The 22018-nt window shown below is 66.7% G+C and carries 17 protein-coding genes; 6 read left to right on the top strand and 11 right to left on the bottom strand.

Translation table 11 applies throughout. The annotated features are described in order from the left end of the window. Positions 1 to 382: 382 nt before the first annotated feature. The gene (locus ACUXVH_RS11550; protein WP_011061120.1) at positions 383 to 895 is read left to right on the top strand and encodes a GNAT family N-acetyltransferase; all 513 of its coding nucleotides are present in this window, start codon (positions 383 to 385) and stop codon (positions 893 to 895) included. Positions 896 to 1029: 134 nt separating this feature from the next. Here the strand turns inward: ACUXVH_RS11550 and ACUXVH_RS11545 are convergent, their stop codons facing one another. Continuing rightward, complete coding sequence (locus ACUXVH_RS11545) at positions 1030 to 1722, bottom strand: aspartate/glutamate racemase family protein (protein ID WP_065363958.1); 693 nt, start codon at positions 1720 to 1722, stop codon at positions 1030 to 1032. A gap of 78 nt (positions 1723 to 1800) precedes the next feature. Here ACUXVH_RS11545 and ACUXVH_RS11540 point away from each other — a divergent pair, with 78 nt between their 5' ends. Continuing rightward, positions 1801 to 2589 (top strand): helix-turn-helix domain-containing protein, encoded by a 789-nt coding sequence (locus ACUXVH_RS11540; RefSeq protein ID WP_065363959.1) that lies wholly within the window; start codon positions 1801 to 1803, stop codon positions 2587 to 2589. A gap of 183 nt (positions 2590 to 2772) precedes the next feature. Next, positions 2773 to 3264, top strand: a complete 492-nt coding sequence (locus tag ACUXVH_RS11535) for a hypothetical protein (protein WP_015635490.1) — start codon at positions 2773 to 2775, stop codon at positions 3262 to 3264. 48 nt (positions 3265 to 3312) lie between these two features. Here the strand turns inward: ACUXVH_RS11535 and ACUXVH_RS11530 are convergent, their stop codons facing one another. After that, a complete protein-coding gene (locus ACUXVH_RS11530; RefSeq protein WP_011061124.1) occupies positions 3313 to 3531 on the bottom strand; it encodes a hypothetical protein in 219 nt (72 codons plus the stop codon). 62 nt (positions 3532 to 3593) lie between these two features. After that, positions 3594 to 5021: a cytochrome-c oxidase, cbb3-type subunit I gene (ccoN, locus tag ACUXVH_RS11525; protein ID WP_065363960.1), complete on the bottom strand. Its 1428-nt coding sequence runs from the start codon at positions 5019 to 5021 to the stop codon at positions 3594 to 3596. A gap of 267 nt (positions 5022 to 5288) precedes the next feature. On the opposite strand from ccoN, the gene ACUXVH_RS11520 reads away from it, so the two are divergent. After that, positions 5289 to 6962, top strand: coding sequence for a nitrite/sulfite reductase (locus tag ACUXVH_RS11520; protein WP_053158306.1), 1674 nt, complete (start codon positions 5289 to 5291; stop codon positions 6960 to 6962). Then, on the top strand, positions 6959 to 7453 hold the full coding sequence (locus ACUXVH_RS11515) for a DUF934 domain-containing protein (RefSeq protein WP_065363961.1): 495 nt from the start codon (positions 6959 to 6961) through the stop codon (positions 7451 to 7453). Before ACUXVH_RS11520 ends, ACUXVH_RS11515 begins: the two co-directional genes overlap by 4 nt. A gap of 139 nt (positions 7454 to 7592) precedes the next feature. Here the strand turns inward: ACUXVH_RS11515 and ACUXVH_RS11510 are convergent, their stop codons facing one another. Further along, positions 7593 to 9950 (bottom strand): tetratricopeptide repeat protein, encoded by a 2358-nt coding sequence (locus ACUXVH_RS11510; RefSeq protein WP_065363962.1) that lies wholly within the window; start codon positions 9948 to 9950, stop codon positions 7593 to 7595. A 212-nt stretch (positions 9951 to 10162) separates the two neighbouring features. Between ACUXVH_RS11510 and ACUXVH_RS11505 the strand changes: the two genes are divergently transcribed. Then, positions 10163 to 10834 (top strand): DUF3313 domain-containing protein, encoded by a 672-nt coding sequence (locus tag ACUXVH_RS11505; RefSeq protein ID WP_011061129.1) that lies wholly within the window; start codon positions 10163 to 10165, stop codon positions 10832 to 10834. A 53-nt stretch (positions 10835 to 10887) separates the two neighbouring features. On the opposite strand, the gene ACUXVH_RS11500 is transcribed toward ACUXVH_RS11505, so the two are convergent. The 7 genes from ACUXVH_RS11500 to ACUXVH_RS11470 all read right to left on the bottom strand — a co-directional run bounded on the left by ACUXVH_RS11500 (position 10888) and on the right by ACUXVH_RS11470 (position 22018). Further along, positions 10888 to 11865, bottom strand: a complete 978-nt coding sequence (locus ACUXVH_RS11500) for a DUF3829 domain-containing protein (protein ID WP_065363963.1) — start codon at positions 11863 to 11865, stop codon at positions 10888 to 10890. Continuing rightward, positions 11862 to 13499 (bottom strand): molecular chaperone DnaJ, encoded by a 1638-nt coding sequence (locus ACUXVH_RS11495; RefSeq protein WP_065363964.1) that lies wholly within the window; start codon positions 13497 to 13499, stop codon positions 11862 to 11864. Before ACUXVH_RS11495 ends, ACUXVH_RS11500 begins: the two co-directional genes overlap by 4 nt. A gap of 125 nt (positions 13500 to 13624) precedes the next feature. After that, positions 13625 to 16132, bottom strand: coding sequence for a fused MFS/spermidine synthase (locus tag ACUXVH_RS11490; RefSeq protein ID WP_065363965.1), 2508 nt, complete (start codon positions 16130 to 16132; stop codon positions 13625 to 13627). A 270-nt stretch (positions 16133 to 16402) separates the two neighbouring features. Beyond that, positions 16403 to 17989, bottom strand: coding sequence for an arylsulfatase (locus tag ACUXVH_RS11485; protein WP_011061132.1), 1587 nt, complete (start codon positions 17987 to 17989; stop codon positions 16403 to 16405). A gap of 89 nt (positions 17990 to 18078) precedes the next feature. After that, on the bottom strand, positions 18079 to 19104 hold the full coding sequence (locus ACUXVH_RS11480) for an HAD family hydrolase (protein ID WP_065363966.1): 1026 nt from the start codon (positions 19102 to 19104) through the stop codon (positions 18079 to 18081). Beyond that, positions 19101 to 20429 (bottom strand): BatD family protein, encoded by a 1329-nt coding sequence (locus ACUXVH_RS11475; RefSeq protein ID WP_065363967.1) that lies wholly within the window; start codon positions 20427 to 20429, stop codon positions 19101 to 19103. The genes ACUXVH_RS11480 and ACUXVH_RS11475 overlap by 4 nt, the downstream gene beginning before the upstream one ends. Next, positions 20426 to 22018 carry a VWA domain-containing protein gene (locus ACUXVH_RS11470; RefSeq protein ID WP_065363968.1) on the bottom strand — a complete coding sequence of 531 codons (1593 nt, stop codon included), beginning with the start codon at positions 22016 to 22018 and terminating at the stop codon, positions 20426 to 20428. The genes ACUXVH_RS11475 and ACUXVH_RS11470 overlap by 4 nt, the downstream gene beginning before the upstream one ends.

Below are 22018 nucleotides of genomic sequence, written 5' to 3'. Positions count from 1 at the left end.
GGCCCGCAAACCCTGCGCCGGTTCCGGAAACGCCTTCGCTGGCAAGCCAGCTCCTACCAGGGGCACCCACCGCTATTTCATGTAGGAGCCGGCTTGCCGGCGAAGGGGCCCGCAAACCCTGCGCCGGTTCCGGAAACGCCTTCGCTGGCAAGCCAGCTCCTACCAGGGGCACCCACCGCTATTCCATGTAGGAGCCGGCTTGCCGGCGAAGGGGCCCGCAAGCCTTGCGCCGGTTCCGGAAACGCCTTCGCTGGCAAGCCAGCTCCTACGGGGGTGCCTGCGAGGCGGTTCCTTGCCGGCGAACGAGCACCATTGCCCTCGTCATCCAGAGGCGCATGCCCGTACACTCGATGGCCACTTCGACTTCAAGGATGACCTCGCCATGCCCAACGCCCATCCCACCATCGTCATCGAGCGGTGCAACGAAGCTCATATCGACGGCCTGACGGCGCTGTACAGCGAACCCAGTGTGGCGGCCCAGACCCTGCAACTGCCTTATCAGTCCCGCGAGTTGTGGCGCAAGCGCGTCGGGCTGGGGCAGGAAAACGAAGGGCTGGTGGCCCTGGTTGCCCTGCACCAGGGTGCGGTGATCGGCAGTTGCAGCCTGCTGCAGGTGGCGCGGGTGCGCCGGGCCCATTGCGCCGATATCGGCATGGGCGTATCCCCGGCCTGGCAACGCCAGGGCATCGGCAGCCGCCTGCTGGCGGCCGTGCTGGAGGTGGCCGACAACTGGATGAACCTGCGCCGGGTGGAGTTGACGGTGTATGCCGACAACCAGGCCGCCATCGGCCTGTACCGCAAGTTCGGCTTCGAAACCGAAGGCCAGCTGCGCGACTACGCCGTACGCGACGGCGGTTATGTCGATGTGCTGAGCATGGCGCGCTTGCGTCGTTGAGGCCGGGTTCGTGTAGCCGCTGCCGCAGGCTCGGGCCGCGTTCGGACGATCGGCTCCGCAGCAGAGGCAGGGATCCTGTGGCCGCCCGAGGTTCGGCAGGCGATCGCCATGCAAGGCCCTGCGGGCCTTGACGTTCACTCCAGCAAAGCGAAATCCACCGCCGCCCGGGCATGCAATTCGGTGGTGTCCAACAGGGGCAGGGCGCTGTGCTCGGGCTTGAGCAGCAGGCCGATTTCCGTGCAGCCGAGGATGATCGCCTCGGCACCACGGGCCTGGAGCCCGTCGATCACGTGTTGGTACAGCCGCCGCGAGCTCTCGCTGACAACGCCCACGCACAGCTCCTCATAGATGATGCGGTGCACCGCCTGGCGCTGCGCTACATCGGGCACCAGCACCTTCAGGCCCTGGTCTTCCAGGCGGCCTTTGAGGAACGCCTGCTCCATGGTGAAGGCTGTGCCCAGCAGCCCCACGCTCAGGGTGCCGGCTGCCTGGGCGGCCTGCACCACGGGGTCGGCAATATGCACAAAGGGCACTCCAATGGCGGCCTCTATTTGCCCGGCGACCTTGTGCATGGTGTTGGTGCAGAGCACCACGCATTCGGCGCCGCCGGCTTCCAGGCGCCGGGCTGCCTCCACCAGGATCGCCGCCGCGTCGTCCCAGCGCCCGGCATGCTGGGCCTGTTCGACAGGCCCGAAGTCGACGCTGTACATTAACAGCCGCGCTGAACGCAGCGGCCCCAGTCGATCGCGAACCTGCTGATTGATCAGGCGATAGTATTCGGCGCTGGACTCCCAGCTCATGCCGCCGATCAGGCCGATGGTGCGCATGGGCAACTCCTCTGTGGTGCGGTTGGGTAAGCCTCAGTTTCACGCCGCCACGGGTGGCGATCTATCAGGAAATTTCACATGCCCCAGGTGCTCGAACATCGCCTGCTGGACGGCCGCCTGCTGCTGCAACTGCTGCCGGCCGCGGCCTACAGCGCCCGCGATCCGGCCCAGTGGCAGACCTTGGGGGTGACCCTGGAACGCCAGCGCGGGGTGCATGCCATCGACTCCGACCGCCGCGAGGATTTCGATACCTGGCCCGGCACCCTGGCCCTGACGCCCGCAGGCATTGAGGTGTTTTCCGAATCCGCCATGGGCGGCGAATACCTGCTGCTGCGCTGGCAGGGCGCGACGCCGCTGGTTCCTGGGCAGCGCCGGATGCAGAGCCCGGGGCATGCCCGCGCCCTGGCCCTGGGGCGCGAAGCCAGGCGCCTGTTGCTGGCGCCCGAGGCCGATGAGCTGGCCCTGGAGCAATGCGCGCTGACGTTTCTGGGGCTGGCCCAGCCCGGTCGTGCGGCGCCAGCCCCGGCCCCGGATTTGGGGCAGGTGCTGCAACAGATGGCCGATGAATACGCCCGGCCCCTGTCACTGGCGCAACTGGCCCTGACCTACGGCCACAACGAACTGCGCCTGCTGCGCGACTTTCGTCGTGCTGTAGGCATCACGCCCCATGCCTGGATCACCGAGGTGCGTCTGCAAGCGGCCCGGCGGCTGCTGGAGCACACGGATCTGCCCCTGGCGGCGGTTGCCCAGGACTGTGGTTTTGCCCATCAGTCCCACCTGGGCAGCGCCTTGCGCCAAGCCACCGGCCTGACGCCGCGTCAGTACCGGCTGCAGTTTCAGTGCCGAGCGGCGGATACTGCGCTGTAGATTTTGCCTGGTAATGCCTTGCCAGTGATCGTCGCCAGCGGCCCGCAGGATCATCATCGGTGGGCGCAGCTACAGGGCTCGGCGAGCCGGCGGGCAAACAACTCAACGCCCGACACCGGCATCTGCCATGCTCAGGGCCGGCGACCTGCTGTTCTCAAAGGTCGAAGCCAGGGACACAGCACAATGGACGATATCCAGCAACTGGGCGAGATGCTGCGCCACTACGCGGCCAGTGAAGCCCACAAGAAGCAGCTGTTCGACAGCCAGTCGGTAGTCTGGGCGCGTCGCATTCATCAATTGTTCGGGCAGATCGAAGACTGGCTGGCGCCGGTGTTGCTGCCGGACCTGCTGGCGTTGCAGCGCGAGCCCTATGTGGCCTTCAGCCCGGCGGTGCCGCTGGAGGTCTCGACCTTCAAGAGCGAGAAGCTGACCATCCATATCGCCGGCAAACCGGTGGAGTTCGTGCCGGATGTGATGGGCCCCCAAGGGCAGATTTCCCTGGCGGTGATCGGCCTGACTGCGGCGCGGCTGGGCAGCGTGTCCCTGGTCGGCGAGGCTTCGGGCGGCTGGCAATGGCGCAAGACCAACGGCTTGAAGGACCCTGACGTCTTTGCCTTTGACGGCAATTTCCTCGCCGCTCAGTTGCAGAGCCTGATCCCCCGCGAGCGCGCCTGACCCGGCCAATACCCCCACTGTAGGAGCTGGCTTGCCAGCCAAAGCGCTCTACATATCCAGGTTTATCCAACCCGGCTTGGCTTCCTCCGGCGCCACGGCGTTGATTTTCTTGCCCGTGGCCAGCTCCACCCGGCGGGCTACGTCGGGGTCGTCGGCGAAGGGGATCAGGCTGGCGTCGTCCAGGCTCTTGGCACTCTGGTGACGCAGGCAGTACTCGATGCAGAGGTAGAGAAACGCCACCCCCAGCAGGTTGAGCAGTATATCCATGGGTTTTCAGGCTCCCTGAGACGCAACACGCCGGCCACGGGGGCCGGCGTGGGGCAGGTGGGTCAGGCGATCCGGGCGTCGCTCAGCGCCAGGCGCTCATCGGCAACGCGCACGGTGCGCCAGGTGTTGTAGGCCATCAGCAGCATGCCGCTGAGGAAGAACACGCCGCCGGCGAAACGCACCACGAATCCCGGATGGCTGGCCACCAGGGCCTCGACGAAGGAGTAGGTGAGGGTGCCGTCTTCGTTCACCGCGCGCCACATCAGGCCCTGGGTGATGCCATTGACCCACATCGAGGCGATGTACAGCACGGTGCCGATGGTGGCGAGCCAGAAGTGCAGGTTGATCAGCGGCACGCTGTACATCTGCTCGCGGCCGAAGACCTTGGGCACCATGTGGTAGATGGCCCCGAAGGTGATCATCGCCACCCAGCCCAGGGCACCGGCGTGTACGTGGCCGATGGTCCAGTCGGTGTAGTGGGACAGGGCGTTGACGGTCTTGATCGCCATCATCGGGCCCTCGAAGGTGGACATGCCGTAGAACGCCAGGGACAGCACCAGGAAGCGCAGGATCGGGTCGGTGCGCAGCTTATGCCAGGCCCCGGAGAGGGTCATCATGCCGTTGATCATGCCGCCCCAGCTCGGGGCCAGGAGGATCAGCGACATGGCCATGCCCAGGGACTGGGCCCAGTCCGGCAGCGCGGTGTAGTGCAGGTGGTGCGGGCCGGCCCAGATGTACAGGGTGATCAGCGCCCAGAAGTGCACGATGGACAGGCGATAGGAGTACACCGGGCGCCCGACTTGCTTGGGCACGAAGTAGTACATCATCCCGAGAAAGCCCGTGGTCAGGAAAAAGCCTACGGCGTTGTGCCCGTACCACCACTGGACCATGGCGTCGGTGGCCCCGGAATACACCGGGTAGGACTTGAACCAGTCCACCGGAATCGACAGGTGGTTGACCACGTGGAGCATGGCGATCACCAGGATGAAGGCGCCGAAGAACCAGTTGCCGACGTAGATGTGCTGGCTCTTGCGCCGCACCACGGTGGTGAAGAATACAATCGCGTAGGCGATCCAGACCACCGCCATCCACACCGCGCCGGCGAATTCGATCTCGGCGTATTCCTTGGTGGTGGTGTAGCCCAGGGGCAGGGTGATCAGCATGATCACGATCACCGACTGCCAGCCCCAGAAGGTGAAGGCGGCCAGGGTGTCGGAGTACAGCCGCACCTGGCAGGTGCGCTGGACCGCGTAGTAGCTGGCGGCGAACTGCGCGCTGCCGGCGAAACCGAAGATCACCAGGCTGGTGTGCAGCGGCCGCAGCCGGCCGAAGGTGCTCCAGGGCAGGTCGAGGTTCATCTCCGGCCACACCAGCTGCGAGGCAATCCACACCCCCATGGCCATGCCGATCACGCCCCATACCACTGTTGCGACGACGAATTGGCGAACCACCTTGTAGTTGTAGGCCTGTCCGATTGTTGCTGAGTTCATGGTCAATGCTTCCACGGTTGCAAAGTCTTGCCAGGCCACCCGGTCTGGCACGGGGTGCACTGTAGGAATCAGCGGGGAAACAAAACAGGCTCAGAAAAACCACATTAATACGGATCAGATTTTCCTCATGCCTACGGTGGTGCAGCCTTGGCTGATATGGTTTTTTAGTTTTTACCTGAATCTGTAACGCTCTGCGCCGTACGCGCATAGTCGCCCCCTCACAACACGCGCCGTTTAGAGCACGATCAGCTTCGATGAGGTAGGGACATGTATCAGTACGACGACTATGACCGGGCCCTGGTGCTTGAGCGGGTGGCGCAGTTTCGCGACCAGGTCGAGCGCTTCATGGGCGGCCAACTGAGCGAGGAGGAGTTCCTGCCCCTGCGCCTGCAGAACGGCCTGTATATGCAGAAGCACGCCTACATGCTGCGGGTGGCGATTCCCTACGGCACCCTCAGCGCCCGGCAGATGCGTACCCTGGCCAGCATCGCCCGGGACTTCGACCGCGGCTACGGCCACTTCACCACCCGGCAGAACCTGCAGTTCAACTGGATCGAGCTGGCCCAGGTGCCGGACATCCTGCAGCGCCTGGCCGAAGTGGAGATGCACGCCATCCAGACTTCCGGCAACTGTGTGCGCAACATCACCACCGAAGCCTTTGCCGGGGTGGCCGGCGACGAATACCTGGACCCGCGCCCCCTGGCGGAGATCCTGCGCCAGTGGTCCACCATCAACCCGGAATTCCTGTTCCTGCCGCGCAAGTTCAAGATCGCCATCTGCTCGGCCAAGCAGGACCGCGCGGCGATCATGATGCATGACATCGGCCTCTATCTTTACCGTGCCCGCAACGGCGAGATGCTCCTGCGGGTGATAGTCGGCGGCGGCCTGGGGCGCACGCCGATCCTCGGCCTGCAGATCCGCGACGGGCTGCCCTGGCAGCACTTGCTGTCCTATGTCGAAGCGGTGCTGCGGGTCTACAACCGCTACGGCCGGCGGGACAACAAGTACAAGGCGCGGATCAAGATCCTGGTCAAGGCCCTGGGCATCGAGGCCTTCGCCAGGGAAGTGGAGGAGGAGTGGCAGCACCTCAGGGACGGCCCCGCGCAGCTCACCGAGGACGAATTCCAGCGGGTGGCCAGCGCCTTTGTGCCGCCGCTCTACGAGCGCCTGGCGGACACCGACCTGGAGTACGGCAGCCACCTGGCCGAGTCCCCGGCCTTCGCCCGCTGGGTGGCGCGCAACGTGCACCCGCACAAGGTGCCGGGCTACACCTGCGTGGTGCTGTCGACCAAGCCGGGCCCGGCCTCGCCACCCGGTGACGTCACCGGCCAGCAGATGGAAGCGGTGGCCGACTGGTCCGAGGACTACGGCTTTGGCGAGATCCGCATTGCCCACGAACAGAACATCGTCTTGCCGGATGTGCCCAAGTCGCGTCTGTTCGAGCTTTGGCAGCGGGCCTGCGAGCATGGCCTGGGGACCGCCAACGCCGGGTTGCTGACCGATATCATCGCCTGCCCGGGCGGTGACTTCTGCGCCTTGGCCAACGCCCGTTCGATCCCCATTACCCTGGCCATCCAGCAGCGCTTCGACGACCTGGACTACCTCCACGACCTGGGGGACATCAGCCTGAACATTTCCGGCTGCATGAACGCCTGCGGCCATCACCACATCGGCAATATCGGCATCCTCGGCGTCGACAAGAACGGCAGCGAGTGGTTCCAGGTCACCCTGGGCGGGGCCAAGGGCCGTGACAGCGCCCTGGGCAAGGTGATAGGCCCGTCCTTCAGCGCCGAGGAAATCCCCGAAGTGATCGAACGCATCATCGCCACCTTCGTACGCTACCGGGAAAGCGACGAACCCTTCGTCGAGACCCTGCAGCGCATCGGCCTGGAGCCGTTCAAGGAGCGGGTCTATCCCAAGGCCGTGGAGGCGCTGGCATGAACAACCTGCTGCGTTTGCACGAAGGCGAAGCCCAACGGGTGGAAGACGATGCCTGGAGCCTGGTGCGCGGGGTCGACGACGCATTGCCGGACGGGCCGCTGATTCTGCCCCTGGCCCTGTGGCTGATGCGCCGCATCGAGCATCACCCGACCCGGGACGGCGTATGGATAGGCCCGGACGACGAGGTGGAAAGCCTCAAGCCCTGGCTCAAGCTGATCCCGCTGATCGCCGTGGACTTCCCCAGCTTTCGTGATGGCCGGGGTTACAGCCAGGCCTACCTGCTGCGTACCCGCCTGGGCTGGATGGGCGAATTGCGAGCGATTGGCGATGTGCTGCGCGACCAGTTGAGCCATATGCGCCAATGCGGCTTCGACAGCTTTGCCGTGCGTGAAGACAAATGCGCGCTGGACGCACTCAAAGGGTTGGCGGGGATGAGCGTGCTGTATGGCCGCTCGGTGATCGAGCCGCGGCCGCTGTTTCGTCGGCGCTGAAGGTGGCGCGCGGTTGCGCTGGTTAATGTAATTTCTAGAATAAATAGTCGTTTAAAATCAATAGATTAATATTGATAGTTAATCCTGTTTGATTGGTTTTAGGAAGGCTCGGGTAACCGAGCCCTCCTTGCCACCCCGCCTATTGCAACGCCGGGTCCCCGGGGTTGAGCTGCTTCCATTGCTGCATCAGTGCCTGGGCCTTGGGTTCCTGGCCGCTCTCCAGGTAGTACTGGATCAGGCTCAGGCGCGCATTGCGCTGGGTCGGCTGGCGCTGCATCAGGGCTTGCAACTGACGGTTGGCAGCGTCCTGCTGGCCACTGTCGTGCAGGGCCACTGCCAGCACATAGGCGTACTGAGCATTCTGCGGTTCCAGCTCGACGGCCTTTTTCAAGGCGGCCATGGCCCGGGCAGTGTCGCCCCCACGAATCAGGCTCAGGCCCCGGGTGTGCTGCAGCAGCGCCGACTCCGGGTGCTGTTGCAGGGCCTGGGCCAGCAGTTGCTGCGCCTCCTGGCTGCGGCCATTGGCTTCCAGCCACTGCCCCAGGGTCACCAGGGCCGGGAAGAAGTCGCTGTCGCGGCGCAAGGCTGCGCGCAGGTAGGGTTCGACCTCGGCACCGCGCCCGCTGGCCTGGTAGAGCATGGCCAGGTTGAGGTTGGCTTCGGCCCGCTCCACGAGGCTCAACTGCACCGCTTCATATTCGCCAAGGGCTTTGTCCCAGGCCCCTTGAGCTGGGCCCAGGCCACTGCGCGCGGCGCCCAGCAGATCGCGAGCTGCGGTGATCCGCACGGCCTTGACCGGGTCTTGCAGCAGGGGCACCAGCAGCGGGCCACGTTCGGCTGGCGGCACCAGGGCGCTGGTGGCTCGCACCGCGCTTTCGCGCACCTGGGGGTCCGCATGCCCGAGGGCCTGGGTAGCCAGTTGCAGTGCCTGGGCACTGGGATAGTTGGCCAGCTCGGCCAGCAGGGTGGCACGCCGGATCGGTGGCAGATCGCTGCGCTGCAGTTGTTCCTGCAACGCCTGGGCTGCCCCTGGGTGGCCGCCGCGGATCAACCACAGGCTGTCGTCGTAGCGCGGTGGCTGGGGTGGGCTGTTGGCGGTCCATAACTGGAACTGCCGGCTGATGCGTTCGCCGGCCTGTTGCCCCTGGTGGCAGCCCAGGCAGGCATCGGCCGTGCCAAGCTTCTGCGCCCGCAGCGGGTTGGGCAGGCTGAAGCTGTGGTCATGGCGATAGTCATTGCCCATGTAGACCTTGCCCGGCATATGGCAGTCCACGCATTGCGCACCGGGCTGGCCGGGGGTGTGCCGGTGATGGTCGGGGGAATCGTAATCCTTGGCCTGCAACCCGCGTCCGTCGATGCCGGCTGCCGCGCTCTTGCCGGCGGGGTTGTGGCATTGCAGGCATACGGCGTTGCCCGGGGCCTTGAGCTGGGTGCTGTGGGGGTTGTGGCAATTGCTGCAGCGCACCCCCTTGTCGAACATCTTGCTCTGGGCGAAGGAGCCGTATTCGAACACCTCGTCCTTGATCTTGCCGTCCAGGGCGTACAGCTCCCGGGTCAGGGCGCTGGGCAGGTAGTCATCCATCAGGCGCTGGCCGACGTGGTAGCCGTCGCCCAGGGGCGCGCGCCGGCCGTGGCAGCGGGCGCAGGTCTCGATCTCCTGGGTGGCGCTTGCGGCCTTGAGGTCCACGGCGAAGCCGGCGTTGGCCAGGGTGGCCTTGCTGGCCGTGGCCTGCAGGTGGTTGGAGGCCGGGCCGTGACAGGCCTGGCAGCCAACGCCGAGGCTGTTCCAGCGGCTGTCGAAGCGCTCCTGGCTGGCGCTGAAATTACGCTGGTAGCCGGTGGTGTGGCATTCCACACACATGAAGTTGGCGTTCTGGCTGGGCTTGCTCCAGTGCAGCGGGTTCTTGAAGTTAACGCCCTGGCCCGGATACAGGTGGAACCACTGCTGCTTGCGGGTATCCCAGGCCACGCCCAGGGCTTGCAGGCGTCCCTGGCCGACCTCGATCAGGTATTGCTGCAAGGGCTCGATGCCGAAGGTGTAGGCCACCTTGAAGTCCGCGGGCCTGCCGTCGGCGCCGGGGGTGTTGACCCAGAACTCGGTCCCGCGGCGAAACAACCGGGTGCTTTCGCCTTCGGCCTTGAAACGCTGTTCATTGAAATTGCCCAGCACCGTCTGCGGGTTGGCCTCCTGCATCGCCAGTTGATGGTGCGAGCCTTGCCAGTCCCTGGCCTGGGCCTGGTGGCAGCCCTGGCAGGCCTGTTCATCGACGTACTGGGCGGCCGGTAGCGCCGGCACGGCCTTGGGCTGGGCGGGGGGCGGGGCCGCAGCCACCTGCGGCGCCGCCAGCCGGGGCGGTTCGGCCAGCAGGAACCAGACGAGCCCGCCGAGCACCAGCAGCAACAGCAGGGCGCCGAAGGGGAACAGGTAGCGGTGGGGCGAAGGTGCAGTTGAAGCAGGGGGTGTCGAGCGTGGGTTATTCTTCTTCGGCTTGGGCATTGCGACGTCCGTATCCAGAATGCGGTGCCTTGATCGGCACTCTCAGGCTCGATGGAGCTTTGACGGCAGCTGCCGGTCTGTCAAATCCGGGCTGTGAATCAGCCCGCAAGCCGTGACAAACAACCCGCGCCGGCGGGGCAAAGCGCCGGCTTTTGGCTATACCTTAATTTCCCCTAGCCAGTCCCTGGCTGCTGCACCTACAGGAGTTACACATGAAGCTTGCTCTGACCCTCAGCACGCTGTGCCTTGCCACCCTCGGGATGGTGGGCTGTTCCAGCAAAGTGCCCCAGCCTGACGAGTACTCCGGGTTTCTCAGCGACTACAGCCAGCTCAAGGAAGCCAAGTCGCCCTCCGGCGTGGAGGTGATGCGCTGGATCGATCCCAAGCTCAAGCTGAGCAACTACAGCAGCGTGTACATCGAACCGACCCAGTTCTACCCGCAGCCGCAGCCGACGGCGAAGATCCCCCAGAGCACCCTGACCGCCATCACCCGTTACTACGACCAGGCACTGCAGCGCGAGGTGAGCAAATCCCTGCCACTGGCCACCGGCCCGGGCCCGGGGGTGATCGTGGTGCGCGCGGCGATTACCGCAGTCACCAGCAAGACCGAGGGCCTGAAGCCCTATGAAATCATTCCCGTGGCCCTGGTGGCGGCGGCGGTGAGCACCGCCAGTGGCATCCGCGACCAGGAAACCACCCTGGCCACCGAGGCGGCGTTCCTGGATGGCAGCACCCACGCGGTGATTGCCGAAGTGGTTCGCAAAGGCACCGGCAAGCCCCTGGAAAACGACACCCAGGTGATGCAGGCCAGCGACGTGAAGAACGTCATCGACGGCTGGGCCTATGACATGCACCAGTCCTACCTGCAACTGAAGAAAAAGTGACCGACCGTTGATGGCCGCGGCATCTTGAAAGGTGCCGCGGCCATCGTTCGGTTTCAGTACTGGCTGCGCGCCAGTTTGTTGTAGTGGTAGAGCATCTGGTCGTAACCCTGGGTCACTGCGTGGTAGTCGTCGCTCAGGCGTTGCGGCTCGGCATGTTGCTGCCAGTCGCGGTGCAGGGTGTCCAGCGCCTTGAGGTACTGTTCGCCGGGCTGGGCGATCAGTTGCCAGAGGTACAGCACCTGCTCGGTGTTCTTGTCCGGCTGGCCTGTTTTCAGGTACTGCTGCCGAGCGTCCCAGGTCTGGCGCAACTGCCGGGTGACCTGCGCCAGTTGGTCCGGGGTCAGGCTTTGCTGGCGTACGCCTGCCTCGACAAACTCCACAGTGCTGCGGGCCTGGATCATGTAATCGAGCAATGCCCAATGGGCATTGCGCCCCAGGCGTTGCTCCAGGCGCAGCAGTTGCTGGCTGCGCGGTTCGATATCCAGGGCCGGGAGCAACTGGCGCACGGCATTGGAAGCTTCCAGGTAAGCCTCGCTCTGTTGCGCCAGTTGGCGGGCAAACTCATCCAGTTGCGCCTCGGTCAGGGGCCGCCCGATGCCCATTTTGCGCATGAAGGAATCCTTGGTCAGGGCCGCGAAGGGCCCGAGCACTTGCAGATAGCGCACGGTGGCGGGGAGCAAAGGGCTGTCCGGGGCCAGGACCTGCAACTTGTCGGTGATCCTGCCGGGGCAGTTGAGGCGGTACAGTGCGTCGATGTCCTGGTGGCTGTAGGCATACAGGTCGTAGGCTTCGGGCGCCTTGGTCCGGGGCGCACCCTCGGTCATGAAGGCCTGGTGGGCCAGGCGCCAGGGCACATCCACCTGGTTCATGCAATTGACGATCGGCGCCAGGGCATTGGCCTGGGCGGTGCTCGGGCTGTCCTGGTGGTCCAGCCACAGGTCGAGGCGCCCCAGGGGCTTGCTGGCCCCGGCCAGGCCGACCAGCGTCAACCCCAGAACCAGGCCGATGGGCAGCAACCAATTGGGGTTCATGGCTGCCCCTCCTGGCCGTACCACTGGCGGGCGGTGGCCGGGGCCGTGCAGCCCTCGGCATTGGCGGGCATGCGCGCGCACAGGCGTTCGCTCCATTGCTGCAGGCCCTGGTTGGGGTTGAGCGTGCGCTGGCTGGTGATCAGCTGGAGGCTGCCCAGGCCTGCCACCAGCACCATGCAGCCCAGGCCGATCAACAGCCGCCGGCGCCAGGGAGCGGGTTTTTCCCAGGAAGCCTGGGCCTTGAGTTCGCGGCGCCGCAGGCTCGCCACCCCCAGCAGCACGGCCAGGTAAGTGGCGGCGCTGACCGGGCCGCAGAAATATCCCAGGGCACCGCTGATCAGCAGGGCCGGCAGCAGGTCGCGCAGGACCAGCACCTCACGGTCCGGGTCGAGCCAGTGCGGCAGGCGTGCGCCGAGTGCCTGGTCGCGTACCCAGAGGCGGTGAGCCAGAGGCTGCCAGAGCCACCCCAGCAGGGCCCCGGCGCCGGCAAAACAGGTGCTCCAGAACAGCGTTACGCCAATGATTTCCCCCAGGCTGCCGGCTTGCGGCGCATAGCGGGCCACGGCCCCCGCCAGGCAGGCGAGGACAATGCCCAGGTACATGGGCCAGGCGTTGAAGGCGAACTCCCAGTCGCGCCAGAAGAACGGCGTGCCGCCGGGCATGCCGGCCGATACCTCGGGGTGATTGGCGTGCAGCCGCGAGCTCAGTTGGCGGCAGCAGGCCCAGTCATCGGGGCGCAGGCGCCGGGCGAAGTTGCGCCGGCGGGTGAAACTGATGGGCGCCAGCAGCAGGTAGGCGGCGCGCTGTTGCGGGCTGGCCGGCGCCTGGGTGGCCAGGGCCTGCTGGCGGGCAATGAATACCGGTGCTTCGTCACGGGCTTTGAGGCGCTCCCATTCCAGCGCCGGACAGGCGTTGTCCGCACCGTTGTGCCAGCCCTGGCCGGCACACACCGCGGCGAACCCCGGGCTGGACCAGTAGGGGCTGTTGAGCAGCAGCTCCACCAGTTGCAGGTTGAACCACTGGCCCTGGTCCAGGCTGTTCAGCCAGGGCTGCTGCTGGCGTTGCGCGTAGGCCTGGAGCAGAGCCTGGTCGTCGCGCTGGGCCAGGGCGTCCTGCAGGGGCTGCAAGAGCTTTTCCTGGCACTGTTCCAGCAATGCATCGATCAGGTACTCCGGCAGTTCCAGGCGCTGCCAGGCGCTGAGCCAGTGGAACGTGGCAAAGGCCCAGGCCAGCAGCTGTTGCGACTGGTCCGGGCGTTCCACGCAGTGGCGCAACAGGCCCAGCTCGAACTCCAGCAGGCAGTCGCTCTGGATCGCCTGCTGATAGCGCAGGTCCAGTTGCTTGATGCGGATGCCCTCCAGCAAGGGGGCGACTCGCTGCGCCGGCGACAGCGGCTTTGGGCCCTGCGGCGCCTGCCCGGCCAGCGGCACCGGATCTTCGTCCGAATGTGGATCCTGCTCCTGCATGCCCAGCCACCGGGCTTGCTCCAGCGCCGATTCATAGGCTTCGCGCAGGCGCTGGAACGCCACCGGGTCTTCATCCGGGCGAGTCTGCTTGAGCAGCCTGGCGTAGTGGCGTTTGATGGTGCGGGTATCGGCGGTGGCCGGCAGGCCGAGCAGGGTCCAGCAACTCATTGGGCGGTACGACTCCATGAAAGACCGCCGCGCCCGGGCAGTGGCGCGCTGAAACTGCGCACCCTACCGGTTTCCTGAAAAAAAGTCCCAGGCCGCATGCAACGGCCCGGGATGGGCGCTTCAGCTCACTGGCCGACGAACCAGCGGTAGTAGGGGTTGCCGGCATCCACCTGGAGCAGTTCGCGGATCTCCCGGGCCCAGGCTTCGCGGTCGCCATCATAGGCGTGCAGGCTGGCGCGGTAGAACTGCATCAGGTTGCGGCTTTCCTGGTTCATGCGCTGGCGAAACTCGGGGCTGACATTCACCAGCACCGGTGGATGGCGCAGGTTCAGCAGCTCCGGCAGAACCCGGTTGATCTCCCGTGGCCGCACCCAGGGTGCGTACTCGATGCGCGGCCGGTCATCGGTGACCGCCGGGGCATCGCCGGCAAAGCGCTGCAGGCCGTCGCGGTCGCTGACCCAGGTGGCCAGCAGCGCCTGGGCGGAATTGACCCCGACTTCCCCCAGGGCGCTGCGCACGCTGTCCTGGGCAAAGCGCCGCTCGATCCTGGCCGCGTCCAGCTCGATGGGGTCCGGGGAACCCACCAGCAGCATCTCGTGGAACTCGCTGGTCCACAGGGTGGCGTAGGGGAAGACCTCGAGGAAGCTCTGCACCAGGGCGCGGGAGTCTTCGGTGTTCTGGGTCGGCAGGGGCAGCCACTGGGCCACCAGGCCCTGGGTGTTGAGGCGCCGCGCGGCCAGTTGGTAGAAGTCCCGGGAGTACAGGTTGACCACCCCGGCAGCGGAGGGCGGCGGCGGTTCCAGGGTGATCAGGTCATAGTTCTGCGGGCTGCGCAGCAGTTCCTGGCGCCCGTCCTGCAGGCGGATCTGAATGCCCGGGTCGCTGGCGGCATTGAAGTTGCCCTGGAACAGCGGCGCGGCGTCCAGTACCGCCGGTAGCAATTCCGCCACCACCCGCTGTTCCAGCCCCGGGTAGCGCAGCAGGGCCCCGGCGGTGATCCCGGTGCCGAAGCCGATCACCAGCGCCGAGCGCGGCTCGCCGTTGTGGATCAGCAGCGGCAGCAGGGCCTGGATGCGCATGTAGCGCAGTGACGGCATGGCATCGCCGGTGTTCGACACGCCCTGGATATACAGGCGATGGAAGCGCCGCTCGGGCTGGCCCTGGGTCACCACCGCCACCGTGGCGCCGCGGCCTTCCTGGTAGAAACTCAGTTCGGCGTGGCGGGCCCCGGGCAGGAGTTGCGCCAGGCGCTGGGGCGGGGTCAGCAGGGCCACGGCCAGGGACAGCAACCCCAGGGCAACCACCCCCTGGCGCCGGCCCTTGTTCACCCCGGGGCCCTGGCGCACGGCAAGCAGGCCCACCAGCGCTGCGATCAGCGCCAGCAGCCCCAGGGTGCGCACCAGCCCCAGCCAGGGGATCAGCACGAAGCCGCACAGGGCCACGCCAATGATCCCGCCCAGGGTGTTGCAGGCCAGCACGGCGCCAACGTCGCGGCCCACTGCGCGGCCGTCACAGCACAGGCGCAGGGCCAGGGGGAAGGCCGCCCCCAGCAGCAGGGTGGGCACGAACACGATGCACAGCGCGGCCACGGCAAAGCGCCCGCTCATGCCCAGCAGCGGGCTGCCCCCCAGGCTGAGGATGAGGGCTTCGACCTGGGTCTGGGCGAGGATCAGCCAGCGCCCCAGCAGCGCCATTTCCAGCAGGGCCAGCAGCCCGGCACCGGCAATCAGCAGGCCGAACAGGCCCCAGGGGTCACGTACCCGGTCGGCCCGCGGGGCCATGAGGCTACTGCCCAGGAACAGCCCGCCCAGGTAGGTGGCCAGGACTACCGCAAAGGCGTAGGTGCGGGTGCTCATGAACGGCACGATGGACTGCGACCAGACCACCTCGTAGCCCAGGGCCACGCCGCCGGCGAGGCTGTACAGCAGCAGGGCCAGGCGTGCCGGCCGCGGGTTGCGGGCCAGCTTTGCCGGCGCGCTGGCGGGCAGGGCCTGCTGTTGTTGCAGGGCCAGGGCACCGAGGGCCGCCAGCAGGTTCAGCAGCGCGGCGGCCAGGGCGCTGCCGCGCACGCCGAGGGTGGCAATCAGCACAAAGGCGCTGAGCAGGGTGCCGGCAATTGCCCCGGCGGTGTTGGCTGCGTACAGCCTGCCACCGGCGCGGCCCAGTTGCCCCGGGTCGGCCGCCAGGGCTCGCACCAGCACCGGCAGGGTGCCGCCCATCAGCACCGCCGGGGCGCCCACCAGCAGCAGTGGCAGGCCCCAGGCCAGCAGGCCCAGGTGCAGGGCCAGTTCAGCGAAGGGTGCGGCGGCGCCGGCCAGGGCCAGGGTCGCGCCCACGGCCGTCAGCGCCACCAGCAATTCCAGCAGCGCGTACAGGCGCCAGGGATTGGCCACCCGGTCGGCCAGGCGGCCGAACAGCCAGCCGCCCAGGGCCAGCCCGGCGAAGAAGGCGCTGATACCAGTGGTGATGGCATAGACCTCGACCCCCACCACCAGGGACAGTTGCTTGATCCACAGCACCTGGAAGATCAGCGCCGCAGCGCCGGAGACAAATAACAGCAGTGCCGGAAACCACTGCGCGCGGGTATCGAGGCTGTGGCTGGCAAGGTGTGGCCGCGAGAGGGGAGAACTCATGTTCCATGGCCTTATGCAGAAATCGAAATGCCCTACGGATGGGCAGGTGCCGGAGTCCCGGCGAATGCGGACTCAAGCGTAGTACAAGACTGGCGGACGTCTTCGTCGGCAAGCCGACTCCTACAGGGAATATGCGTACCCGCCCGTAGGAGCTGGCTTGCCAGCGAAGGCGTTGGCGAGGATGACGCAGGGCTTGCGGGCCTCTTCGTCGGCAAGCCGACGCCTGCTGTGTGGGGGGAGAGGCCGCCCGGTGGGCCGGGCGGCGTCGGGTCATTGGGCCGGTTGAGCCTTCATTTTCTCGGCGATCTTGGCATCCACCGCGGCGCGGATCTGGTCGATGCTGAAGCTCGCCGGTTTCTGGCTCGGTGGGTATTCGATGAAGGTCTCGAGGAACTTCGCCGACTTGGTCACCGCCACCCCGGCCAGGTAGACGTTCTTGGTGTTCCAGTCATAGAACTGGTCGGACACCACGTCCGCCCGCTCGTAGGGGTCCATCCGCAAGTTGAGGATCTTCGGTACCCGCAGGCATACGAACGGCTCGCTCCAGACCCTGAACCCGCCGGGCTGGCGCTGCTCGCAGAACACCACTTTCCAGTTGTCGAAGCGCATCGACACCAGCACCCCGTCATCGTTGAAGTAGTAGAACTCGTGGCGTTCCCCCTTGGGCTGCTGGCCGGTCAGGTAGGGCAACTGGTTGAAGCCGTCCAGGTGCACCTTGAAGCTGGCGCCACCGGTGGTGGGGGCCCAGCCCTTGAGCAGCTTGTCCTTGACCCCGCTGTCGCCGGCCGCCGCCAGCAGGGTGGGGAACCAGTCGAGCCCCGAGAACATCTCGTTGGAGACTTCCCCGGCCTTGACCTTGCCCGGCCAGCGAACCATCGCCGGCACCCGGTAGGCGCCTTCCCAGTTGGAGTTCTTCTCGTTGCGAAATGGCGTGGTCGCTGCATCCGGCCAGGAGAACTGGTTGGGCCCGTTGTCGGTGGTGTAGACGACGATGGTGTTGTCGGCGATCTTCAGGTCGTCGAGGGTCTTGAGCAGTTTGCCCACATCGTTGTCGTGCTCGACCATGCCGTCGGCGTATTCGTTGCCGGGCATGCCGCTCTGGCCCGCCATGGACTCGCGCACATGGGTGAACACGTGCATGCGCGTGGTGTTCATCCAGACGAAGAACGGCTTGTCGGCCTTGGCCTGCTTCTCGATGAAGGCCTGGGCGGCGGCGGTGGTTTCGTCGTCGATGGTCTCCATGCGTTTCTTGGTCAGGGCGCCGGTGTCCTCGATCTTGCCGTCGGCAAAACTGTGGATCACCCCGCGTGGCGAGTTGGCCTTGACGAAGTCCGGGTCGTCCTTGGGCCAGTAGGGGCGCTCGGGCTCCTCTTCGGCGTTGAGGTGGTAGAGGTTGCCGAAGAACTCGTCGAAACCGTGGGCGGTGGGCAGGTACTCATCCCGGTCGCCCAGGTGGTTCTTGCCGAACTGGCCGGTGGCGTAGCCCTGGGACTTCAGCGCCTGGGCGATGGTGATGTCGCGTTTTTGCAGGCCCACCGGGGCCCCGGGGATGCCCACCTTGGACAGCCCGGTGCGCAGCGGCGTCTGCCCGGTAATAAAGGAAGAGCGCCCGGCGGTGCAGCTGTTCTCCGCGTAGTAGTCGGTGAACAGCATGCCTTCCTTGGCGATGCGGTCGATGTTCGGTGTCTTGTAGCCGACCACGCCCATGGAATAGGCGCTGATATTGGTCTGGCCGATATCGTCGCCGAAGATCACCAGGATATTGGGTTTCTCTGCCGCCCCGGCAGTTGCCGAGAACGCCATCACCGCGGTCGCCACCAGGGCGGCCTTGGGTAGCCACTTGCGTATGCGAGTCATCTGACTTGCTCCTTTTTCGGGTTCGCTCGCCTGGGGCGAGCCACGTTGAGTGCTGTCCTGCCTTGCGTCTGTTGTTGCTTCTCCTGTGGTCATTGCGCTTGCTCGGGTGCCAGGGGCTCGAAGGGGTAGATCCGCCGCCATTCGGCGGCCATGTCCACCAGCGTCCAGCCGTGCTGCTGTGCTTGATCCAGGGCCTGGTCCAGGCGCCCGATCTGGGACTTGCGGTCGTAGGCCCACTCGCGCGCTGCGTCGGTGTGGTGCACCAGGGCCATGAACCGCTTGCCACTGCCGGCGGCGGTCCACTGCAGCATCTGCAGGTCGCCGTCGGAGTTGCCGAAAGCCAGCAGCGGGCGCCGGCCGATGATCCCGTCGATGCTTTCCGGCTTGCCCGGGCCGTCGTCGTTGTGGGCCAGCTTGGCGGTGCGCAGGATCGACGGCTGGCCGTCCTGGAACTGCCACTGGGTGACGAAGTTGCTGCCGATCACCTGTTCCGGCGGGATGCCGTAGGCGCTTTCGGCGAAGGCGCGCATGAAGGCGGTGTCGCCGCCGGAGACGATGTAGGTCTTGAAATCCTGGCTGCGCAGGTAGTCGAGCATTTCCAGCATGGGCTGGTAGATCATCTGGTTGAACGGCCGCCCGGTCTTCGGGTGGCGGGCCTCGGCCAGCCAGCGCCTGGCATTGTCGATAAAGGCCTCGCTGCTGATGCCGGTATGGGTGGCGCCGATGATCTGCAGCAGGCCGTGCATGCCGCTGGCGGCCAGGGCCTGGTGATCACCTTCGAGCACGGCCTGGAACGGCTGGCGGGTCTTCCACTCGGGGTGCTGGGGCGCGAGGCGCTTGATTTCGTCGAAGGCGAACAGCACCTCGAAATAGGCCGGTTGCTCGCTCCACAGGGTGCCGTCGTTGTCGAACACGGCAATGCGCTCGGCGGGTTTCACGTAGTCCGGGCCGCCCTGGGTGGTCACGGCCTGGACGAAGGCGAGAATGCCCTGCTTGCTCGGGCCGTCCTTCCACGAGGGCAAGGGGTCGCTGTTGGCCAGGGCCAGCAGCGGGGCGGCCAGCATCAGCAGCAGGAGGGGCAGGTGGCGCACGCGCCAGGGGGCTGGAAGTGTCATGGGAAATCCTTCTCGTGACGGGGGTTGAGGGGGCGCAGGCCGTGGCCTTGAGAAGGGGCTTGCGGCGTACCTTCGGCGTGCAGCGCCGGCAACGCCTGGCGCAGTTGCTCCAGCGCCGCACCGGCGTGGAGCGCCGGGCCATAGCAGGCCTGCAGCAGGGCGCGCAGGCGCGGGCCCAGGCTGGCCAGATCGAGGCGGCCGCTGCTGCGCCGACACCACAGGTACAGGGCACCCAGTTGCGGCGGCTGCTGCTTAAGCTGGCCCGGCACCTGTTCCCAGGCCCAGGCGGCGGAGCGCTCCCAGGCGGCCTGGCGGGCGGCCCGCCAGTGTTGCCAGGCCTGCTGCCCGCGTTGCCACCAGGGGCGGCCCAGGTACAGCGCCACAACGCCCAGCGCCAGCAGCAGGGCCAGGCCGACCAGGTACTGGGAAATGCGCCAGGGGTTTTGCCGGCCCAGGGCCTGGAGATCGTCGCGGATGGAAAACACCGGTTGATAGCGGCTGGCGGCCGTGGCCTCGAAACTCAAGGCCGGCAACTCGCTGACCTGGGCCCGATGCGCCCGGCTGTTCCACCATTTGATCCGCAGCGCCGGCAGTTGGTAGTGCCCGGGGCGCTGGATCCTGTAACTCAGGCGATCGATGCGCTGGCCACCGCTGATATGCCCGCGACCGTCATCCAGGTTGCTGATGCGCGGGGCCACCGGGTAGGCCTCCAGGCCGGCCACGGCGGCCGTGTGCGGCGGCGGCAGGGACAACCCCGGCGGGCCGTCGGCCTGCAGGGTCAGTTCGCGGACCAGGGTGTCGCCCACCGCCGCTGGTGTCGTGGACAAGCGCAGGGTCTGGGTCAGGCGCAGATCATCGGCCACCAGCACCGTTTCCCCCGGGGCGAAGCCCGGCGGCTGGCTGGCGCTGAAGGCCAGGGGCGGGGTCTGCGCCGACTGTTCGGCGCTGGCCTGGGCCGGGGTGGCGCGCACCACCAGGGGCGGGATCTGGAACGAGCTGGCCTGTTGCGGGGTGATCCGGTAGCGGTAGCGCATGCCGAAGAACGGCTGCCCGTCGAGGGTCTGGTTCAAGTGCTCGGCTTCTCCGTCGGGTGCCAGCACCAGGGCCCCGGGCAGTTGCAGCTCCGGCAGGGTCGCGGCCTGGGTGAACCAGGTATTGGTCAGCACATCGACCTGCAACTGCAGGGTTTGCCCGACCATCACCGAGGTATCGGGCTGCAACTGGGCCTGCACCCGCAACTGCGGCTCTGCCGCCAGCGCCTGCCAGCCCCAGAGCATCAGCCCAAGCGCCATTGCCCACAGCCCTCTCAGCGCTACAGGGTTCATGGCGTCACCTGCGGCGTGGTGTTGTCGAGGTCCTGCAGGCTGAACTTCTGCCGCAGGAACGCCGCCGGGGAGGTGCTGAGGTTCTGCAGCCAAAGCTCGTCGCTGGCGGCCTGCTGGGTCTCGACCTTCTTGCTCTGGCCCTTGCCCGCAGGCTTGTCGAACTTGATGGCATCGGGCTTGACCTCGGGGGCGTTCTGCTGCGCGCTCTCGGTGTCTTTTTTCAGCGCCTGGGCCAGGGCCAGGTTGGCACTGGCCTCGGCAAACCGGGGCTGCAACTTCAGGGCTTGCTGATAGGCGGCGATGGCCTCGTCGAACTTGAAGCGCCGCACATGGATATTGCCCAGGTAGAAATACGCCGCGGCGCTGTCCAGGCGGGCGAAGCTGGCCAGGGCCAGATCGAAGTCCGCCGCTTTATAAGCCGCGATGCCTTTCCAGTAGGGGTCGGTGAACAGCGCGGCGGCGGCCGGGTAGTGGCCGTGTTCGAAGGCCCAGCGTCCTTGCTGGTCGGCGCTGAAGAAGGCGTCGGCCAAGGTATTGGCCCGGGCCGTCGGCGCTTGCAGGCTCAAGCCCAGGCCCAGCAGCAGGGCACCCAGCCAGTTCAGGCTCCAGCCGCGGCGCACGCAGCAGAACGCCAACAGCAGCAGTGGCCAGCACAGCCAGTAGCCGGCGTCTTTCCATTGCAGTTGCCGGTCGGGGGCGCTGGCCGCGGTGAAATGCTGCTGGGCATGCAATTGCACCCAGTCCAGGTCGTCGTCATTCAGGGTCAGGCTGCCCAGGGGCGCGTCGCTGGCGGCGGCCAGTTGCTTGAGCGCGGCGCTGTCGAAACGCCCCAGTTGCGGGCGGCCGTCACTGTCGGTGAGCGGCTGGCCGTTAGCGTCGCGGATGATCCCGCCGTCGCTGCTGCCGGCCGCGAGGATCAGTACCTGCAAGGGGCTGCCGGCCAGTTGCTGTTTGATCGCCGTCAATTGCGAGGTGTCGGCGCCGTCGCTGATCAGCAGCAGGCTGCCGGGGCTGTGCTCGGCCTGGAGCAGGCGCTGGGCTTGCCGGATCACCCCCAGCACATCCTTGCCCGGGCGCTGGATCAGCTCGCTGCCCAGGGCCTGGATGAAGCTGTCGAGCAAGGCCGGGTCGTCGCTGGCCGGCAGTACCAGGTGGGCGCTGCCGGCGTAGGCGATCAGCCCGGTGCGGGCGCCACGGCGTTGCTGCACCAGTTGCTGCAACTTGTGCTTGGCGGCCTCCAGGCGGCTGGGCGGCAGGTCGCTGGCGTTCATCGAGGGGGACAGGTCGAGGGCGATGATCAGCGGTGCGCGGTTGTGCAGGAAATCCGGGCGGTCCTGTTCCCAGGTGGGGCCGGCAGCGGCCAGGGCGCCCAGCACCAGCAGCGCGCTGAGCAGATGCACCGGCCGCAGGCGCTGGGAGTCCTGCGGGGTGACCAGCAGGTGCGTCAGCAGGTGTGGGGCAATGGTGCCCCGCAGGCGGGCCTGCAGGTCATGCCGGCGCTGCCAGAGCCAGGGCAGCAAGGCCCCGGGAATGATCAGCAGCAGCCACAGTGGGCGCAGGAGGTGCAGGTCGCTGAGGTTGATCTGCAT

This window comes from Pseudomonas sp. 8(2025) (genome assembly GCF_052665325.1).
Note: the sequence above shows the minus strand (reverse complement) of the source record. Positions and strands in the feature narration are given on the sequence as shown.

What these genes read in the sequence shown, in the direction of transcription:
- ACUXVH_RS11550 (WP_011061120.1), top strand. Translation starts at nt 383, where the DNA reads ATGCCCAACGCCCATCCCACCATCGTCATCGAGCGGTGCAACGAAGCT.
- ACUXVH_RS11545 (WP_065363958.1), bottom strand. Translation starts at nt 1,722, where the DNA reads ATGCGCACCATCGGCCTGATCGGCGGCATGAGCTGGGAGTCCAGCGCC.
- ACUXVH_RS11540 (WP_065363959.1), top strand. Translation starts at nt 1,801, where the DNA reads ATGCCCCAGGTGCTCGAACATCGCCTGCTGGACGGCCGCCTGCTGCTG.
- ACUXVH_RS11535 (WP_015635490.1), top strand. Translation starts at nt 2,773, where the DNA reads ATGGACGATATCCAGCAACTGGGCGAGATGCTGCGCCACTACGCGGCC.
- ACUXVH_RS11530 (WP_011061124.1), bottom strand. Translation starts at nt 3,531, where the DNA reads ATGGATATACTGCTCAACCTGCTGGGGGTGGCGTTTCTCTACCTCTGC.
- ccoN (WP_065363960.1), bottom strand. Translation starts at nt 5,021, where the DNA reads ATGAACTCAGCAACAATCGGACAGGCCTACAACTACAAGGTGGTTCGC.
- ACUXVH_RS11520 (WP_053158306.1), top strand. Translation starts at nt 5,289, where the DNA reads ATGTATCAGTACGACGACTATGACCGGGCCCTGGTGCTTGAGCGGGTG.
- ACUXVH_RS11515 (WP_065363961.1), top strand. Translation starts at nt 6,959, where the DNA reads ATGAACAACCTGCTGCGTTTGCACGAAGGCGAAGCCCAACGGGTGGAA.
- ACUXVH_RS11510 (WP_065363962.1), bottom strand. Translation starts at nt 9,950, where the DNA reads ATGCCCAAGCCGAAGAAGAATAACCCACGCTCGACACCCCCTGCTTCA.
- ACUXVH_RS11505 (WP_011061129.1), top strand. Translation starts at nt 10,163, where the DNA reads ATGAAGCTTGCTCTGACCCTCAGCACGCTGTGCCTTGCCACCCTCGGG.
- ACUXVH_RS11500 (WP_065363963.1), bottom strand. Translation starts at nt 11,865, where the DNA reads ATGAACCCCAATTGGTTGCTGCCCATCGGCCTGGTTCTGGGGTTGACG.
- ACUXVH_RS11495 (WP_065363964.1), bottom strand. Translation starts at nt 13,499, where the DNA reads ATGAGTTGCTGGACCCTGCTCGGCCTGCCGGCCACCGCCGATACCCGC.
- ACUXVH_RS11490 (WP_065363965.1), bottom strand. Translation starts at nt 16,132, where the DNA reads ATGAGTTCTCCCCTCTCGCGGCCACACCTTGCCAGCCACAGCCTCGAT.
- ACUXVH_RS11485 (WP_011061132.1), bottom strand. Translation starts at nt 17,989, where the DNA reads ATGACTCGCATACGCAAGTGGCTACCCAAGGCCGCCCTGGTGGCGACC.
- ACUXVH_RS11480 (WP_065363966.1), bottom strand. Translation starts at nt 19,104, where the DNA reads ATGACACTTCCAGCCCCCTGGCGCGTGCGCCACCTGCCCCTCCTGCTG.
- ACUXVH_RS11475 (WP_065363967.1), bottom strand. Translation starts at nt 20,429, where the DNA reads ATGAACCCTGTAGCGCTGAGAGGGCTGTGGGCAATGGCGCTTGGGCTG.
- ACUXVH_RS11470 (WP_065363968.1), bottom strand. Translation starts at nt 22,018, where the DNA reads ATGCAGATCAACCTCAGCGACCTGCACCTCCTGCGCCCACTGTGGCTG.